General features: G+C 34.8%; 15 protein-coding genes and 1 tRNA gene. 12 read left to right on the top strand and 4 right to left on the bottom strand.

Going from position 1 to position 17,731, the window contains the following annotated elements:
- Nucleotides 1-41: 41 nt before the first annotated feature.
- The 9 genes from ACNFIH_RS12170 to ACNFIH_RS12130 all read left to right on the top strand — a co-directional run bounded on the left by ACNFIH_RS12170 (nt 42) and on the right by ACNFIH_RS12130 (nt 12,972).
- Nucleotides 42-1,001 carry a glycoside hydrolase family 43 protein gene (locus ACNFIH_RS12170; RefSeq protein WP_426483355.1) on the top strand — a complete coding sequence of 320 codons (960 nt, stop codon included), beginning with the start codon at nt 42-44 and terminating at the stop codon, nt 999-1,001.
- A 54-nt stretch (nt 1,002-1,055) separates the two neighbouring features.
- Nucleotides 1,056-3,371 (top strand): beta-L-arabinofuranosidase domain-containing protein, encoded by a 2,316-nt coding sequence (locus ACNFIH_RS12165; protein ID WP_426483354.1) that lies wholly within the window; start codon nt 1,056-1,058, stop codon nt 3,369-3,371.
- Between the two features lie 9 nt (nt 3,372-3,380).
- A complete protein-coding gene (locus ACNFIH_RS12160) occupies nt 3,381-4,364 on the top strand; it encodes an arabinan endo-1,5-alpha-L-arabinosidase (RefSeq protein WP_426483353.1) in 984 nt (327 codons plus the stop codon).
- A 259-nt stretch (nt 4,365-4,623) separates the two neighbouring features.
- Nucleotides 4,624-6,609, top strand: coding sequence for an alpha-L-arabinofuranosidase C-terminal domain-containing protein (locus tag ACNFIH_RS12155; protein ID WP_426483352.1), 1,986 nt, complete (start codon nt 4,624-4,626; stop codon nt 6,607-6,609).
- Nucleotides 6,610-6,776: 167 nt separating this feature from the next.
- Nucleotides 6,777-8,468: a ribulokinase gene (locus tag ACNFIH_RS12150; RefSeq protein ID WP_426483351.1), complete on the top strand. Its 1,692-nt coding sequence runs from the start codon at nt 6,777-6,779 to the stop codon at nt 8,466-8,468.
- Nucleotides 8,452-9,153, top strand: coding sequence for an L-ribulose-5-phosphate 4-epimerase (locus ACNFIH_RS12145; RefSeq protein ID WP_115887881.1), 702 nt, complete (start codon nt 8,452-8,454; stop codon nt 9,151-9,153). Before ACNFIH_RS12150 ends, ACNFIH_RS12145 begins: the two co-directional genes overlap by 17 nt.
- A gap of 155 nt (nt 9,154-9,308) precedes the next feature.
- On the top strand, nt 9,309-10,817 hold the full coding sequence (gene araA / locus ACNFIH_RS12140) for an L-arabinose isomerase (protein ID WP_132988144.1): 1,509 nt from the start codon (nt 9,309-9,311) through the stop codon (nt 10,815-10,817).
- 296 nt (nt 10,818-11,113) lie between these two features.
- Nucleotides 11,114-12,298: an aldose epimerase family protein gene (locus ACNFIH_RS12135; RefSeq protein ID WP_426483350.1), complete on the top strand. Its 1,185-nt coding sequence runs from the start codon at nt 11,114-11,116 to the stop codon at nt 12,296-12,298.
- Between the two features lie 209 nt (nt 12,299-12,507).
- Entirely contained in the window at nt 12,508-12,972 is a 465-nt protein-coding gene (locus ACNFIH_RS12130) for an OsmC family protein (RefSeq protein WP_426483349.1), read from the top strand.
- A gap of 44 nt (nt 12,973-13,016) precedes the next feature.
- Here ACNFIH_RS12130 and ACNFIH_RS12125 read toward each other — a convergent pair whose 3' ends face one another.
- From ACNFIH_RS12125 to ACNFIH_RS12110, 4 genes are all read right to left on the bottom strand, one after another.
- On the bottom strand, nt 13,017-13,436 hold the full coding sequence (locus ACNFIH_RS12125) for an arsenate reductase ArsC (RefSeq protein WP_426483348.1): 420 nt from the start codon (nt 13,434-13,436) through the stop codon (nt 13,017-13,019).
- Nucleotides 13,437-13,567: 131 nt separating this feature from the next.
- Nucleotides 13,568-14,041, bottom strand: coding sequence for a DUF6428 family protein (locus tag ACNFIH_RS12120; protein ID WP_426483347.1), 474 nt, complete (start codon nt 14,039-14,041; stop codon nt 13,568-13,570).
- Between the two features lie 57 nt (nt 14,042-14,098).
- Nucleotides 14,099-14,425, bottom strand: coding sequence for an ArsR/SmtB family transcription factor (locus tag ACNFIH_RS12115; RefSeq protein WP_426483346.1), 327 nt, complete (start codon nt 14,423-14,425; stop codon nt 14,099-14,101).
- A 152-nt stretch (nt 14,426-14,577) separates the two neighbouring features.
- Nucleotides 14,578-14,657: transfer RNA gene (locus ACNFIH_RS12110), tRNA-Leu, on the bottom strand.
- Between the two features lie 290 nt (nt 14,658-14,947).
- On the opposite strand from ACNFIH_RS12110, the gene ACNFIH_RS12105 reads away from it, so the two are divergent.
- The 3 genes from ACNFIH_RS12105 (at nt 14,948) to pth (ending at nt 17,671) form a co-directional block, all read left to right on the top strand.
- Nucleotides 14,948-15,889 carry a ribose-phosphate pyrophosphokinase gene (locus ACNFIH_RS12105; protein ID WP_142449972.1) on the top strand — a complete coding sequence of 314 codons (942 nt, stop codon included), beginning with the start codon at nt 14,948-14,950 and terminating at the stop codon, nt 15,887-15,889.
- Between the two features lie 51 nt (nt 15,890-15,940).
- On the top strand, nt 15,941-16,552 hold the full coding sequence (locus ACNFIH_RS12100; protein WP_142449973.1) for a 50S ribosomal protein L25/general stress protein Ctc: 612 nt from the start codon (nt 15,941-15,943) through the stop codon (nt 16,550-16,552).
- Nucleotides 16,553-17,041: 489 nt separating this feature from the next.
- Nucleotides 17,042-17,671, top strand: coding sequence for an aminoacyl-tRNA hydrolase (pth, locus tag ACNFIH_RS12095; RefSeq protein ID WP_426483345.1), 630 nt, complete (start codon nt 17,042-17,044; stop codon nt 17,669-17,671).
- Nucleotides 17,672-17,731 lie beyond the last annotated feature (60 nt).

The raw sequence follows: 17,731 nt of genomic DNA, 5'->3' as shown, positions 1-17,731 counted from the left end.
AATCAATTTAATCCTGTAATCTGTGGCAAAAAAAATACAGAATGAAGAATTTACTTAAAAGCTTATCCATTTTATCATTAATTATTTCGTGCAAAACGATTGCTCAAGTTGATCCTTCAAAATTCAATAATCCAATTATAAAAGATCAATACACAGGCGACCCGGCAGCATTGGTTTACAAAGACAAAGTGTATTTATACGCCGGTCATGATGAAGCGCCAAACGATTTTAATTTTTATAAGATGAATGAATGGGTTGTTTATTCTTCTTCAGATATGAAAAAATGGGAATCGTATCCGGTACCGTTAAAAGTAACTGATTTTAAATGGGCAAAAAGTGATGCTTGGGCTTCGCAGGTAATTGAAAGAAATGGGAAATTTTATTGGTTTGTAACGGTTGAACACGGAACAATTCCTGGAAAAGCAATTGGTGTTGCAGTTTCAGATAGTCCAATCGGACCTTTTAAAGATGCGTTAGGAAAAGCCTTAATTACAAATGACATGACTAAATATACCGATATAAGCTGGGATGATATCGATCCGACGGTTTATATCGATACTGATGGACAAGCGTATTTGTTTTGGGGAAATACTGCCTGCCATTATGCAAAATTAAAAGAGAATATGACGGAAATAGATGGAGAAATTCATCATATAAAACTTCCAAATTATACAGAAGCACCTTGGATTCACAAACACAAAGACTGGTATTATTTGTCATACGCATACGAATTTCCAGAAAAAATTGCCTACGCCATGAGCAAATCAATAAAAGGTCCGTGGGAATTTAAAGGAATTTTAAATGAATTGGCTGGAAACAGCAATACGAATCATCAATCGATAATTGATTTTAAAGGACAATCGTATTTTATTTATCACAATGGAGCATCAATTCCGCATGGAGGAAGTTTTAGAAGATCGGTTTGCGTTGATAAATTATTTTATAACAAAGATGGAACAATGAAAAGAGTAGTTATGACGTCTGAAGGAATTACAGAATAATCAAGAAAAGGTTGAGAAAAAACACAAACATTTTAACAATTATATTTTAAACACATGGTTTTCTCCTATATGAAAGTGAGTTTGAAAAAAATAACGATTAAATCATTTTATTTAATCGCAACTCTCTTAATTACTATTCCTTCAATCGCGCAGATGCAGGAATTTAAATTGCAAGAGATAAAACTAACTAGTGGTCCTTTCAAAAATGCTCAAAATGTTGATCTTAAATATTTATTAGACCTAAATCCAGATCGACTACTAGCACCTTATTTGATAGCTGCCGGCTTAGCTACAAAAGCGGATAGATATGGCAACTGGGAAAATATAGGTCTTGATGGACATATAGGAGGTCATTATTTAGCAGCATTATCAATGATGTATGCTTCTACGGGAAATAAAGAAATTAAAGAACGTTTGGATTATATGATTTCTGAATTGGATCGTTGCCAGCAAAAGGACGGAACTGGTTATGTTGGAGGTATTCCTGAAGGAAAAGTCTTTTGGGATAGAATTCATAAAGGAGATATAGATGGTAGTGGTTTTGGTTTAAATAATACCTGGGTTCCAATCTATAATATTCATAAACTTTTTGCAGGTTTAATTGATGCCTACAATTATACGGGTAATGAAAAGGCAAAAGAAATTGTAATAAAATTAGGAGATTGGTTTATCGAATTGATCCGACCTCTTTCTGATGAGCAAATTCAAAGAATCTTAAAAACAGAACATGGTGGTATAAACGAATCTTTTGCTGATTTATATAGCATCACAAAAAACAAAAAATATCTTGAAACGGCTGAAAAGCTTTCGCAAAAAGCCATTCTCGATCCATTAATTAAAAAGGAAGACAAACTAACGGGTTTACATGCTAATACACAAATACCAAAAGTTATTGGTTTTGAGAAAATTGGAAAGCTATCGGATAATAAACAATGGTCCGATGCCGCGCAGTTTTTTTGGAAAAATGTCACCGAAAAAAGAACTGTCGCTTTTGGAGGAAATAGCGTTGCTGAACATTTCAATCCTATAAATGATTTTAGCGGCATGCTAAAATCAAATCAAGGCCCGGAAACGTGTAATTCCTACAATATGGAACGTTTAAGTAAAGCGTTGTTTTTAGACAAAAACGATGTGAGTTACCTTGATTTTTATGAGCGTACACTTTACAATCACATTCTTTCTAGCCAAGAGCCTAATAAAGGTGGTTTTGTGTATTTTACTCCAATTCGACCAAATCATTATCGTGTATACTCGCAGCCAGAAACCAGCATGTGGTGTTGCGTTGGGACGGGACTTGAAAATCATTCTAAATATGGAGAATTAATTTATAGCCATTCAGAGCATGATATTTTTGTAAATCTTTTTATTCCATCCACTTTAAATTGGAAGGAAAAAGGAATAGAATTAGAGCAAACTACAAAATTTCCTTATGAAAATAATACTGAGATTGTTCTAAAACTTAAAAATCCTAAATCTTTTGTTTTGAATATTCGTTATCCAAAATGGGCAACGAATTTCGAAATTTTAGTTAACGGAAAATTGCAAAAAACAGATACCAAACCAGCCAACTATGTTAGTCTGGCAAGAAAATGGAAATCAGGAGATAAAATAACTATTACATTCCAGACTTCAACTCATTTGGAAAAGTTGCCCGATGGCTCCAATTGGGCCGCATTTGTAAATGGTCCTATTGTATTAGCGGCTAAAACCTCTACTGAAAATTTAGATGGTTTGTTTGCCGATGATAGCCGAATGGGACATGTTGCTCAAGGAAAATATGTTTCGTTAGACAAAGCTTATGCACTAGTAGGAGAAGAGGGAAGTTATGTTTCAAAACTTAAAGATTTAGGTAATATGCGCTTTAAGTTAGATTCATTAGAATTACAACCCTTCTTTGAAATACACGATGCCCGTTATCAAATTTATTTTCAAACCTATAAACCAGAAGATTACAAAGAAAAACAAGCATTGTTAAAACAACAGGAAATCGAAGCGATGGCTATTGAAGCTAACACGGTCGATAAAATAAATTGTGGAGAACAACAGCCTGAAGTAGATCACCATTATAAAGGAGAAAAAAGTGAATCGGGTTATGAGGAAGATGGTTTTTGGAGAAATACCAGCTCTTATATTTCCTATCAAATGGTTAATAAAAATCTAGAAGGCAAATTTATTGAAATTAGTTTTTTAGGAGACTTTAAAACGGATAACCTTGATGTTTTTATTAATGAAAAACCTGCTGCAATTGTCACAAAAAAAGATAAGATAATTCAATTCAAATTAGACAATACTCAAATTATTAATTTGAAAATTATGTCTAAAGACGGCAAAAAAACGTCTAAAATTTCTCAAATAAGAATTGTAAAATAAAAAATAATCATGGAAGTGTACACCAAAATAAAATCAATATTATCACTCCTATTTATTCTAACCGGATCAGCAGTAATTGCACAAGACATTGTTGTTCACGATCCGGTTGTGATTAAACAGAAAGACACTTATTATTTATATTGTACCGGAAACGGAATTAGTGTCTTTAGTTCAAAAGATTTAAAAAAATGGGACAAACAGCCACCGGTTTTCAAAGAAAAACCGGTTTGGGCAGATGGTGTTGCCGCCGATTTCAAAAATCATATTTGGGCACCAGATATTTCATTGCACAACAATGTATATTATCTGTATTATTCGGTTTCGGCTTTCGCCAAAAATACTTCGGCAATTGGAGTCGCTACAAATACGACTTTAGATCCATCTGATAAAAATTACAAATGGGTCGATCAGGGAATTGTAATTCAATCACAGCCTAATCGTGACATGTGGAACGCCATTGATCCGAATTTGGTTTTTGATGAAAACAATACGCCTTGGCTTTCATTTGGTTCTTTTTGGGAAGGCTTGAAAATGGTAAAATTAAATCCCGATCTAAAATCGATCGCCCAGCCTCAAGAATGGCACACGATCTCAAAACGAAAAAGAACTTTTGAATTAGCTGATTCTGATCCGGGTGACGGCGCACTTGAAGCTCCATTTATTTTTAAGAAAAACGGATATTACTATCAATTTCTTTCTTGGGATTTATGCTGTCGCGGAGAAAAAAGCACCTATAAGGTTGTGGTTGGAAGATCAAAAAACGTAACCGGACCTTATGTTGATAAAGATGGAAAATTATTAACCGAAGGCGGTGGAACCATCGTAGTTCAAGGCGATGAAAATTATTTTGGAGTAGGACATAACAGTGCTTATACATTTGATGGAAAAGATTACATTTTTTATCACGCTTATGAAAAGAAAACGAACGGAACACCAAGATTAGTAGTAAAAGAAATGAAATGGGATGCTGATTTATGGCCTGTTTTGAAATAGAATATAGATTATAGAAAATAGAACAAAGAAGCAAGATTTTAGACTATTTAGATAAAAGATCAAAATAGATCTGCCTAATCTGCGAGAGAAAATTTAAACACACAACTATGTGTGTTTTAAATAAATGAAATGCCTTTTTTAGACAATGTACAACTATGATTTTATGTGTTTAAGTTAAAGCCACAATAGAAAACAAAATTAAAAACCCGTTTTATCCGCGTCATCCGCGTGCCATAAAACACATTTAAATAAATAAAAAATGAAGTCCAATTTAATTACAAAAATTACCCTTTGCGGTTTAATGCTGAGCGGCGTTTATGCATCGGCACAAAAAAATAATCTTCAAGTTGATGTTGCGAAAACAGTAACAAAAATTCAGCCTACAATGTACGGAGTGTTTTTTGAAGATATCAATTTTGCTGCAGATGGTGGTTTGTATGCCGAAATGATCAAAAACAGATCTTTCGAATTCCAATTTCCATTAATGGGATGGAATCAGCCTAAAAGCGACCGTCATAAATTAAACACCGAATCAGGAATTGCAAATGTGATTCAGTATTCTCAAAAAGGAACAAATCATAATTATTGTAGAGTTACTATTAATGACGCTTCTGGTTATGAATTGATTAATGAAGGTTTCAGAGGAATGGGAATCAAGAAAGATTTAAAGTACAATCTGACTTTAAAAGCTTCAAAAATTTCAGGAAATATTTCAAAAATTAAATTCCAATTTATTGACAAAAACAATAAAGTTTTAGGCGAAACTTCGGTTGTGCCAACATCAAGTGATTGGTCCAATTATTCGGCTCAATTAACATCTTCAGGAACAGAAGCAAAAGCAAAATTGAAAATCACTTTTGAAGGAAATGGCGTAATTGATTTAGATAATATTTCATTGTTTCCAGAAGATACTTGGGCAGGAAGAAAAAACGGACTTCGTAAAGATTTAGTACAATTATTATACGATTTGAAACCAGGATTTTTACGTTTTCCTGGCGGATGTATTGTTGAAGGAAGAACTTTGGCAGAACGTTATCAATGGAAAAAATCGGTAGGAAATGTTGAAGACAGAGAAACAGCAGTAAACCGTTGGAACATGGAATTTTCACATCGCCCGGCACCAGATTATTTCCAAAGTTTTGGTTTAGGATTTTTTGAATATTTCCAACTTTCAGAAGATATTGGCGCTTCTCCGCTTCCAATTTTAAGCTGTGGAATGGCTTGTCAATTCAACACAGGAGAATTAGTTCCGATGGATCAAATCGATCCTTATGTTCAAGATGCTTTAGATTTAATCGAATTTGCAAACGGCGATGCAACTACAGCTTGGGGAAAAGTTAGAGCTGATATGGGACATCCAAAACCATTCAATTTAAAATTCATTGGAGTTGGAAATGAGCAATGGGGCCCCGATTATATTGAGCGTTTTAAAGTGTTTCAAAAAGCCATTAAAGCAAAATATCCAAACATCACAATTGTGTCTGGAACGGGACCTTTTCCTGACGGAGATTTTTACGATTATGGCATGAAAGAACTTAAAAAATTAAACGCCGAAATTGTTGATGAACATTATTATAAAGATCCAGCTTGGTTCCGTAAAAATGTAACGCGTTACGACAATTACGACCGTAAAGGACCAAAGATTTTTGCTGGAGAATATGCAGCACAAAGTGTAGCCATTGCAAGTCCGGAAAATAAAAACAACTGGGAATGCGCTTTCTCTGAAGCCGCTTTCATGACCGGAATGGAGCGTAATGCTGAGGTTGTTCAGCTGACTTCTTACGCGCCTTTATTAGCGCACGTAGAAGGTTGGCAATGGACACCAGATATGATTTGGTTCAACAATTTACAGTCATACGGAACGCCAAATTATTATGTTCAGAAATTATTTTCAAATAATAAAGGAACCGATTTAATCAACATTACAAAAGATGGAAAAGCAGTTACAGGTCAAAATGATTTGTTTGCATCGGCAGTAAAAGATGTGAATTCTAAAGAAGTGATTTTGAAAATTGTGAATGCAAATTCGGCTTCTCAAAATGTTTCAATTGATTTGAAAGGAGCAAAATTAGATTCAAAAGGCACAGCAATAATTTTAAAAGGAGACGGAATAAACGATGAAAATTCTTTTGATGCTCCAACTAAAATTAGTCCGAAAGAAAGCGAATTTAAAGTAAGCGGAAGCAAAGTTCAGTACGATTTTCCAGCTTATTCAGTAACGGTTTTGAAAATTAAGATGAAATAATCGCAACAGAATAAATGTTAAACCAACATTTATTTTCTGTTTTTGTCATAATTGCTTGTTTTGATGCATTATTTGTAAAAATTCAAAGCTCAGTTTTTATTAAGTGTTTATTGTACACTTATAAATGAATTATAATTATATTTGTCATTATTAAAAATGAATTTCGAATGAAAAATTACGTTATAGGATTGGACTACGGAACAGATTCTGTTCGAGCGGTGCTTATCGATACTGAAAATGGGCAGGAATTAGCATCGAATGTTTCTCATTACAAAAGATGGAAAAACAAACAATATTGTGACGCGTCTATAAATCAATTTCGTCAGCATCCTTTGGATCATATCGAAGGATTAGAAATCACGATTCAAAATGTTGTAAAAGAAAGCAAAGTTGATCCGTCATTAGTTCGCGGAATTTGTATTGATACAACAGGATCTTCTCCAGTTCCAGTTACAAAAGACGGAACACCATTAGCATTGACAAAAGGCTTTGAAGAAAACCCAAATGCGATGATGGTTTTATGGAAAGATCATACTTCTATTAATGAAGCAAACGAAATCAACGAACTTGCGGTAAGCTGGGGCGGAGAAGACGTTACAAAATATGTTGGGGGAATATACTCATCAGAATGGTTTTGGGCAAAAATCCTTCACATTGCAAGACAAGATGAAGCGGTTAAAAATGCAGCGTATACTTGGATGGAACACTGCGATTTAATGACGTATTTATTAATTGAAGATAAAGACTTAAAAACCTTCAAAAGAAGCCGTTGCGCTGCAGGTCACAAAGCGATGTGGCACACAGACTGGAACGGATTACCGCCAGTTGAATTCTTAGAAAAATTACATCCGTATTTAGCACAGCTTCGTGGTAATTTATACGATGAAACCTATACATCTGATTTAGCAGCAGGAAATTTAAGCAAAGAATGGGCAGACCGTTTAGGACTTTCAACAGACACAATAATTGCTGTTGGAACTTTCGATGCGCATTCAGGAGCTGTGGGAGCTAAAATTGGAGAAAATACTTTAGTTCGTGTTATGGGAACTTCAACTTGTGATATTCTAGTTGGTTCTTATGACGAAGTGGGAACAAAAACGGTTCGCGGTATCTGCGGACAAGTTGATGGTTCGGTTATTCCAGGATTTATTGGTCTTGAAGCAGGTCAATCTGCTTTTGGAGATTTATTGGCATGGTATAAAGAATTATTAATGTGGTCGACAGAACATTTATTAGGTGCTACATCACTTTTAAATGAAACTCAAAAAGAACAATTAAGAGAAGAATTCAGCGATAAATTAATTGTAGAATTAACGAAAGAAGCGGAGAAAATTCCGGTTTCAGAAAGTCTTCCAATTGCTTTGGACTGGATTAATGGACGTAGAACTCCAGATGCCAATCAGGAAGTAAAAAGTGCTATTTCAAACTTATCTTTAGGAACAAAAGCGCCTCATATTTTTAAAGCTTTAGTTAATGCAATTTGTTTTGGAGCGAAGAAAATTGTAGACCGTTTTGAAGAAGAAGGTGTAAAAATCGACAGCGTTATCGGAATTGGCGGTGTTGCTAGAAAATCTCCTTTCATTATGCAGACATTGGCGAATGTTTTAAACAAGCCAATTAAAATAGCAGCTTCAGACCAAACTCCGGCCTTAGGCGCGGCAATTTATGCAGCCGTTGCAGCAGGAATTTATCCAAATGTAATTGAGGCAAGTCAGAAAATCGGAAGTGATTTTGACGGAGAATATTTCCCTCAATTAGATAAAGTTGCGGCGTATAACAAACTGCTTATCGCTTACGAACAATTAAGTGTTTTTGCAGATCCAACCATTAAAATTTCTCAAAATGAGTTCTCAGTATAAAGATTTAAAACAGGAATGTTACGAAGCCAACATGCAGTTAAATGCATTGAATTTGGTTGTCTATACTTTCGGAAATGTGAGCGCCGTGGACAGAAAAAATGGTGTTTTTGCCATTAAGCCAAGCGGTGTTCCTTACGAAGATTTAAAACCAGAAGATATCGTAATTGTCGATTTTGATAATAATGTTATTGAAGGAACCATGCGTCCGTCATCTGACACAAAAACGCATGCTTATCTATATAAAAATTGGCCAAATATTGGAGGCGTTGCACATACTCACGCAACGTACTCAGTTGCTTGGGCACAATCGCAACAAGATATTCCAATTTTCGGAACAACACATGCCGATCATTTGACAGCTGATATTCCGTGTGCTCCGCCAATGGCAGATTCTCTTATTGAAGGAAACTATGAACACAATACCGGAATTCAGATTTTGGATTGCTTCAAAGAAAAGAATCTTTCATACGAAGAAGTAGAAATGATTTTGATAGGAAATCACGGTCCGTTTGCGTGGGGAAAAAATGCTGCAAAAGCGGTTTACAACAGTAAAGTTTTAGAAGTGGTGGCAGAAATGGCCTACCTGACTTTGCAAATAAATCCAAATGCACCAAGATTAAAAGATTCATTAATAAAGAAACATTACAACCGCAAACACGGAAAAGATTCGTATTACGGACAGTAAAGGTTTTGTTTCAGGTTTTCTTTGTTTCAAGTTTCAAGTTGTTGGAACGTGAAACGTGAAACTTGAAACAAACAGAAACAAAACAAAAACATAACAAATCGAGTTTTCAGATTCCAACAACCTGAAACCTGAAACTTGAAACAAAAAATAACAAAATGATAGACATTTCTCAAAAAGAAGTATGGTTTGTAGTAGGAAGCCAGGAATTATACGGTGAAGAAACACTAAGAAAAGTAGCAGAACATTCGCAGATAATTGCAAAAGGATTAGACGCTTCGTCTTCAATTCCGGTAAAAGTGGTTTACAAAGATGTGGTAAAATCGCCTTCGCAGATTTTAGATGTTTGTTTGGCTGCAAATTCAGAGAAAAACTGTATCGGGATTATTGCCTGGATGCATACTTTTTCACCAGCAAAAATGTGGATTGGCGGTTTGAGCATTTTGAAAAAACCATTATGTCATTTACATACACAATATAATGCTGAAATTCCGTGGGGAAGTATCGACATGGATTTCATGAACTTGAATCAATCGGCTCATGGTGACCGTGAATTCGGTTTCATTATGTCAAGAATGCGTAAAAAACGTAAAGTTGTTGTTGGGCATTGGGAAGATGAAAGAGTTCAGAAAAAACTAGGAATCTGGTCAAGAGTGGTTTTAGGTTGGGATGAACTTCAAAACCTAAAAGTGGCTCGTATTGGAGACAATATGCGTGAAGTTGCGGTTACAGAAGGCGATAAAGTAGAAGCTCAAATTCGTTTTGGCGTTTCAGTAAACGGATTCGATTCTTCAGACGTTACAAAACACATCGAAAAAGTAACCGATAAACAATTAGCTGATTTATTAGCGGTTTACGAACAATCATATAACTTAACTGATTCTTTAAAAGAAGGCGGTGCGCAAAGAAGTTCTTTAGCGGAAGCGGCAAAAATCGAATTAGGATTAAGAGCTTTCCTTGAAGAAGGAGGTTTCGGAGCTTTCACTGATACATTCGAAAACCTTGGAGTTTGGAAACAATTACCAGGAATTGCAACACAAAGATTAATGGCCGATGGTTATGGTTTTGGTGGAGAAGGAGACTGGAAAACTGCTGCAATGGTAAGAGCTTTAAAAGTAATGAATATTGGTTTGGAAGGTGGAACTTCTTTCATGGAAGATTATACGTATCATTTCACGCCACAAAAATCATACGTTTTAGGATCGCATATGTTGGAAATTTGTCCTTCTATTGCTGACGGAAAACCTTCTTGTGAAGTGCATCCTTTAGGAATTGGCGGAAAAGAAGATCCTGCTCGTTTGGTGTTTAATTCGCCAGCTGGAGACGCAATCAATGTTTCTTTGGTAGATATGGGAACTCGTTTCCGTTTAATTGTAAACGAAGTTGAAGCGGTAAAACCAATGGCTGAATTACCAAAATTACCAGTTGCAAGAGTTCTTTGGGATTGTAAACCAAACCTTGACATCGCAGCAACAGCTTGGATTCTTGCTGGAGGAGCGCACCATACAGTTTACAGCCAATCATTGACAACTGAGTATATGGAAGATTTTGCTGATATCGCTGGAATTGAGTTATTAGTAATCGATGAAAAAACTACTGTAAGAGATTTCAAAGATAAAATCAACGCTAACGAAGCGTATTATCATTTGTTTCAACATGGACTTTAATCTAAGATACTAAGGTTCTGAGTTGCTATCCCGATAGCTATCGGGACTAAAGTTTTTTTGTTACTTTTAACTTGTTGCGCTTAATTATATGGAAAAAATTAAACGCAGATAAAACGGATTTGCTATCGCAAAAGCGCAGATAAAACGGATTTAAAAATAATCTGAAAATCTGTGTAAATCCGCGTCTTCGTGATAACGAATCTGTTTTATCCGCGTCAAAACACAGCATTTTTTCAATCAGTTCAAAGTATTACTTTTAACATCTAACTTTTTATAAAACCAAAAAAATATCAATTATGAATCTATTAAAACGTTGTGTTTTCGGTCTAAGCCTTTTGAGTTTGGCTGCAGTTTCAGTTCAATGTAAAAGCGATAAAAAAGCTGATACAGAAAAAGTTGCTACTGATGAAAAAGCTTTGGTAACAATTGAAAAATCAGAATACGGAACAACTGCAAAAGGAGAAAAAGTCGAAAGTTATAAACTGAAAAACCAAAATGGGATGGAAGTTGACATCATCACTTTTGGTGGAAGAATTACAGATTTGAAAGTTCCAAATAAAGAAGGTGTTTCAGAAAATGTAGTAATCGGATTTACTTCTTTGGCACAATATGAAAAAGAAAATCCTTTCTTCGGAGCTTTGATTGGAAGATACGGAAACCGAATTGCAAAAGGTAAATTTTCATTAGATGGAAAAGACTATCAGTTAGCAATTAACAACGCGCCAAATGCTTTGCACGGTGGTCCGCAAGGATATTTTAACGTTGTTTGGAAAGCAGATGAGGTTAAATCTGGCGAAAACGCTTCTTTAAAATTATCTTATGTAAGTAAAGATATGGAAGAAGGTTATCCAGGAACTTTAAAAGTTTTTGTGACTTATACATTAACAAATGATAATCAGTTGGAAGTTTTATACGAAGCAACAACAGACAAGAAAACAGTTGTGAATTTGACACAGCATTCATATTTCAATTTATCAGGAGATTTTACAAAAACAATCTTAGATCACGAATTGACTTTAAATGCTGATAAACTAGTTCCAGTTGATGCGACTCTAATTCCGACAGGAAAATTAGACGATGTTGCTGGTACTCCTTTTGATTTCAGAACTCCAAAATTGATTGGAAAAGACATCAATGCTAAAAACGAGCAGTTAGAAAGAGGAAAAGGTTACGATCACTGTTGGGTATTAAACAATCCTGAGAAAGGAAAAACAATCATTGCAAAAGTATACCACGCAGCAAGCGGAAGAGTTATGGAAATGACAACTGACGAACCTGGAATTCAGTTTTACTCAGGAAATTTCCTTGACGGAACTTTGCCAACTCGCGATGGAAAAACATACGCACACAGAACAGGACTTTGTTTAGAAACTGAACATTATCCAGATTCTCCAAACCAGAAAAATTTCCCAACAACGGTTTTAAACCCGGGAGAACAATATAAAACTAAAACTACTTTTAAGTTTTCGGTTCAAAAATAATCTTTAGAATTTGTTTAGTTAGTTCTAATTCTCTGAAAAACCTCGAAAGTAATTTGCTTTCGAGGTTTTTTTATTGGAGATTTTTTGCCACGAATTCACGAATTTCTAATCAGAAAACACGGATTTTAATTAGTGAAATTCAAAGTATAAGATTTTAGATACGATTCAATTTGCGTAAATTCGTGAATTCGTGGCGAAAAAAAATAGTTATGGCATTCAAACATTTATTCAAAGCCCAATTAAATTGGACATCAAAAAAAGAAGAATCAGCTTCAAAGTTTTACAGCAAAACTCATCAAATAAAAATTGAAGGAAAACCTGTTTTAGACGTTTCAGCAGCCAAAGCTTTCAAAGGCGATCCAGATTTATACAATCCCGAAGATTTGTTATTGAGCAGTTTGGTTTCCTGCCACATGATGTCGTATTTATATGTCTGTTCTCAAAACGGAATCGAAGTTCTCGAATATTCAGACAACGCCGAAGCAACATTAGAAGTAAATCCAGATGGGAGCGGGAGATTCACCGAAGTTATATTAAACCCGAAAGTAAAAATCTCAAATCCAGACCAAATAGAATTGGCTTTAGAATTGCATTTTAAGGCAAATCAATTGTGTTTTATTGCCAATTCCTGCAATTTTCCGGTTTTGCATAATGCGAGTTGTGAAATAGTATAAAATGAAAACCTCTCCCTTGTAAGAAGAGGTTTTTTATGCAGGTATTAAACTAAATTTTCGTCAACAAAATTTTTACAATATTCCTTTATCAACTGTCTTACATTCCTAAATTGCTCCGTTATTTCTAAATCTGTTCCAGATGCTTTTGCAGGATCAGGAAAATTATAGTGAAACTTAAGCGCTTTCGTTGGAAAAAACGGACATCGTTCTCTAGCATTATCACACACTGTTATTACATAATCAAAGTCAATATTGGTGTACTCATCAATATTGTTGGATGTGTGATTTGAAATATCTACGCCATCTTCTTTCATGATCGAAATGGCTTTCGGATTGACTCCGTGAGTTTCTACTCCGGCACTGTAAACTACCGCTTTATTGCCTGCAAAATATCTTATATATCCTTCTGCAATTTGGCTTCTGCAGCTATTTCCCGTACAAAGTATTAATATTTTCTTTTCCATAATTTTAAACAAACAGCCAAATGATGTTTATGATGCAGAATTTTGGGTCAAAGCCAAAAATAAGCTGTAACACAACAACAGCTGTCGTGATAATAATTGGTTTTTTATATTTAATAAATTTTTCTTTCATATTAGCAACATCCAGAATTTGGAGTACAGCATGAAGAAGCCTCATTGTTTAGTTCAATTAAATTAATCTTTTGTTTTTCAGCAGGAATTCCGCACGAATCTTGTGCTAAACAAGCCGTTGATTTGTTTTGAAGAATAAAAGTCTTTCCGTTGAAAGCCAAATCATATTTCCCGATGGTGTCGCTTTGATATTCAACTTCGATTTCAAGATCTTCAATATTTAGCTTGTCTTCTGAAAGTTGAATGATATGCAATAATTTAGTTGGTTTTAAGCGATGTTCAAAATCGTTTGCATTCCAAAGCTGAAAATTGACAACTTTTTCATTTCTAATAACACCACCACAATCGATGAAGTGTTTTGTGATGCTTCCAACTTCAGTTACATGAAAATGTTCAGGTACAAAAGCTCCGTTTTCTAGTTGAAATTCAACATTGTCTAATGTTGGTAAAATCTTTTTTATTTCTGATAATTTCATTTTTGTATAGTTTATTGTTTTAATGCAATATTGCGATAATAAATAGTAAAAAAATGCTTAGCAGCACTTTGATTTCGAAACAGTGGCTGAGATATTTAAAATATAAGCACTTAAAATATCGATTGTTTTTTCGTCAAGACAATAACAGATTGCGTTTCCTGAAATGTTTCCTTTGATAATACCAGCATTTTTTAGTTCTTTCAAATGTTGGGAAACTGTAGGTTGGGCAAGAGGAAGTTCGTTGACAATATCGCCACAAATACATTCGTTAACTTTTAGCAAATATTCAATTATCGCAATTCTTGCAGGGTGTCCCAATGCTTTTGCGATCGTTGCTATTTGATTTTGTGCATCTGTAAAATGTTCAGTTTTTGTAGCTCCCATTTCGTTTAGTTTAATATTGCAATATTACGATTAAAATATAAGCAAGCCAAATTTATTTGCAAAAAACAGATATACAGCAGATTAAATTAGAAGTGTTTTGTTGAAGAAGTGAATAAATGAAAAAACCTCTTCCGTTAAGAAGAGGTTTTTCGTACCCGGAGCCGGAGTCGAACCGGCACGGTTTCCCACAGGTGTTTGAGACCAGCGCGTCTACCAATTCCGCCATCCGGGCTTAGCAGACGAAAAAACAATCAAAATTTGATCATTTTAACGCAATAGAATGATGTCATAAATGGCGTCATTCCTTTAACACGGTGCAAATGTAAAAAATAAAATTAAACATTCTAATAAAAATACTTAAATTTTTGCTTTCAGTGTTCAATAAATTTTATAAATTTGCACCTCGTTAAAACGACGCACACACAACTAACTACACCCGAGACATTTACGAATGGTTTGCTTTAACTAAAATGATAAAGCCGAATTATACTAAGCGTAGCGGAGCAAAAACAACAAATTATAATGTCGCACCTAGAACCAGAAGCTAAAATTTTTGCTTGTTCACAAAGTGTTTATCTTGCAGAAAAAATTGCAGAGCAGTACGGAATTCCGTTAGGAAAAGTAACGATGTCAACGTATAGTGATGGAGAATTTCAGCCATCTTACGAAGAATCAATAAGAGGTTTACGAGTATTTATCGTATGTTCAACTTTCCCATCGGCAGATAATTTGATGGAATTGTTATTAATGATTGATGCTGCAAAACGCGCATCAGCAAGACATATTACAGCTGTAATGCCTTATTTTGGTTGGGCAAGACAGGATAGAAAAGATAAACCAAGAGTTCCAATTGGAGCAAAGTTAGTAGCAAACCTATTGACAGCTGCAGGAGCAACAAGAATCATGACAATGGATTTGCACGCAGACCAAATTCAGGGATTCTTTGAAAAACCAGTAGATCATTTATTTGCATCTACAATCTTTTTGCCTTACGTGCAAAGTTTAAAGTTAGAAAACTTGACTATTGCATCTCCAGATATGGGAGGTTCAAAAAGAGCTTATGCTTACTCTAAGTTTTTAGAATCAGATGTAGTAATCTGTTACAAACAAAGAAAAGCAGCCAACGTTATCGATACTATGGAACTAATTGGTGAAGTAAAAGGTCGTAACGTAATCTTAGTAGACGATATGATCGATACAGGAGGAACTTTAGCGAAAGCGGCAGACCTAATGATCGAAAAAGGAGCACTAAGTGTAAGAGCAATTTGTACACACGCTATATTATCTGGTGGAGCGTATGAAAAAATTGAAAACTCGAAACTAACAGAATTAATCGTAACCGATTCGATTCCGTTAAAGAGAGAATCAAACAAAATTAGAGTAGTGAGTTGTGCACCTCTTTTTGCTGAAGTTATGCACATGGTGCACCACAACAATTCAATTAGCGGAAAATTCATTATGTAATTTTCGTTATAGCAAATAAGAATATTTATTTAATAACTATATTTTTTTACAATGAAATCGATTACAATTAAAGGATCAGAAAGAGAAAGCGTGGGCAAAGTGTCAACTAAAGCCTTACGTAATGCTGGAGCGGTTCCTTGCGTGTTATACGGAGGAAATCAAGCAGTACACTTCTCAGCAGACGCTGCAGCGTTCAAAAACTTGGTTTACACTCCAAACGCACACACAGTTGTGATTGAGCTTGGAAAAGGAAAATCATTCAATGCAATTTTGCAAGATATCCAAGTTCACCCAGTATCTGATAAAATTTTACACATTGACTTCTTCCAATTATTTGATGATAAAGAAATCACAATGGAAGTTCCTGTGAAAATCGTTGGTACATCTAAAGGTGTTCTTGCGGGAGGTGTTTTACGTTTAAACCAACGTAAATTAAAAGTTAAAGCTTTACCATCAAATCTTCCTGATTTTGTTGAAGCTGACATCACTCCACTTGAAATGGGTAACAAATTATACGTTACTAAAGTTGGAAAACCAGAATACAAAATTATGCACCCAGACAACACAGTTGTTTGTCAAGTAAGAATCTCTCGTGCTGCTATGAAAGCTGCTCAAGAAGCTGCAAAAGCTGCAAAAGCTCCTGCAAAAGGAAAGAAAAAATAATTTTTTTCAACTATACAAAAAAGCCTCAATCTTACGATTGGGGCTTTTTTTTAGCTTCTAAGTTTCTAAGGTGCCGAGATGCTAAGTTTTTTTCATTGCTGTCAGGCTGAGCGAAGCCGAACCCCTTTTTAAATATTATCTAATTGTTTTTTAGAAGCAGAAAGTCCCGTTTTTATAACAAGTGATGTTCCTGCCATCCGCTAAATCTTTTCCTGGCTAAAGAAGCCAGAAAAAGGATACCGCTCCTGTCAGGGCTAAAGAGAAAGTATCTTTTTCCTTAGCATCTCAGTCCCGATAGCTATCGGGACTGAGATGCTAAGGAAAAATCAGCTAAATCTGCGAAAGGTATTTTCTTTGTGTTCTTAGGGGGCCTTGCGTAAACTCTTTGCGCCCTTTGCGGTTAAACTACAACCAACAGAAATTATCTAATTTTCACATTTTCAAATTATCTAATTGTTACATTCTCTAATTAATCTTACTTTTGCAAACATGATAAAATGGATAACAAAACTGTTTTCATCAACACAAAAAGAAGAGAACACAGAAGACAATATGAAGAAATATCTAATCGTAGGTTTAGGAAATATTGGTGCAGAATACGTAAACACCAGACATAATATCGGATTTAAAGTGCTTGATTTTTTAGCCAAAAAAGAAAGCCTTTCATTTGAAACAGTAAAATTAGGCGCACTTGCAGAATATAAATTTAAAGGAAGAACTTTTTTTCTTTTAAAGCCAAACACTTATATGAACTTGAGCGGAAAAGCAGTAAAATACTGGATGGACAAAGAAAATATTCCGTTAGAGAATATTCTTGTGATAACAGATGATTTGAATTTGTCATTCGGAACCATCCGCATTAAGCCAAAAGGCAGCGATGGAGGGCATAACGGACTTAAAAACATCAATCTTGTCCTAAATACACAAAACTACACTCGTTTTAGATTCGGAATCAGCGATCAGTTCAAAAAAGGACAACAAGTAGATTACGTTTTAGGTGAATGGAACGATGAAGAAAACGCAAAATTGACAGAACGTCTTGAAACTTCAGCTGAAATTATAAAATCTTTTGGAACTGCCGGATTGGAAAATACGATGACAACTTTCAATGGAAAGTAAAGATTTTTAGGTCTTTAACTTTTTAAAAATCGATTTATCGATTAATTTAATTGAATTATA

The sequence above is a fragment of the Flavobacterium sp. 2 genome, from assembly GCF_049949195.1.
Classification (GTDB): domain Bacteria; phylum Bacteroidota; class Bacteroidia; order Flavobacteriales; family Flavobacteriaceae; genus Flavobacterium.
Note: the sequence above shows the minus strand (reverse complement) of the source record. Positions and strands in the feature narration are given on the sequence as shown.

What these genes read in the sequence shown, in the direction of transcription:
- ACNFIH_RS12170 (WP_426483355.1), top strand. Translation starts at nt 42, where the DNA reads ATGAAGAATTTACTTAAAAGCTTATCCATTTTATCATTAATTATTTCG.
- ACNFIH_RS12165 (WP_426483354.1), top strand. Translation starts at nt 1,056, where the DNA reads ATGGTTTTCTCCTATATGAAAGTGAGTTTGAAAAAAATAACGATTAAA.
- ACNFIH_RS12160 (WP_426483353.1), top strand. Translation starts at nt 3,381, where the DNA reads ATGGAAGTGTACACCAAAATAAAATCAATATTATCACTCCTATTTATT.
- ACNFIH_RS12155 (WP_426483352.1), top strand. Translation starts at nt 4,624, where the DNA reads ATGAAGTCCAATTTAATTACAAAAATTACCCTTTGCGGTTTAATGCTG.
- ACNFIH_RS12150 (WP_426483351.1), top strand. Translation starts at nt 6,777, where the DNA reads ATGAAAAATTACGTTATAGGATTGGACTACGGAACAGATTCTGTTCGA.
- ACNFIH_RS12145 (WP_115887881.1), top strand. Translation starts at nt 8,452, where the DNA reads ATGAGTTCTCAGTATAAAGATTTAAAACAGGAATGTTACGAAGCCAAC.
- araA (WP_132988144.1), top strand. Translation starts at nt 9,309, where the DNA reads ATGATAGACATTTCTCAAAAAGAAGTATGGTTTGTAGTAGGAAGCCAG.
- ACNFIH_RS12135 (WP_426483350.1), top strand. Translation starts at nt 11,114, where the DNA reads ATGAATCTATTAAAACGTTGTGTTTTCGGTCTAAGCCTTTTGAGTTTG.
- ACNFIH_RS12130 (WP_426483349.1), top strand. Translation starts at nt 12,508, where the DNA reads ATGGCATTCAAACATTTATTCAAAGCCCAATTAAATTGGACATCAAAA.
- ACNFIH_RS12125 (WP_426483348.1), bottom strand. Translation starts at nt 13,436, where the DNA reads ATGGAAAAGAAAATATTAATACTTTGTACGGGAAATAGCTGCAGAAGC.
- ACNFIH_RS12120 (WP_426483347.1), bottom strand. Translation starts at nt 14,041, where the DNA reads ATGAAATTATCAGAAATAAAAAAGATTTTACCAACATTAGACAATGTT.
- ACNFIH_RS12115 (WP_426483346.1), bottom strand. Translation starts at nt 14,425, where the DNA reads ATGGGAGCTACAAAAACTGAACATTTTACAGATGCACAAAATCAAATA.
- ACNFIH_RS12105 (WP_142449972.1), top strand. Translation starts at nt 14,948, where the DNA reads ATGTCGCACCTAGAACCAGAAGCTAAAATTTTTGCTTGTTCACAAAGT.
- ACNFIH_RS12100 (WP_142449973.1), top strand. Translation starts at nt 15,941, where the DNA reads ATGAAATCGATTACAATTAAAGGATCAGAAAGAGAAAGCGTGGGCAAA.
- pth (WP_426483345.1), top strand. Translation starts at nt 17,042, where the DNA reads ATGATAAAATGGATAACAAAACTGTTTTCATCAACACAAAAAGAAGAG.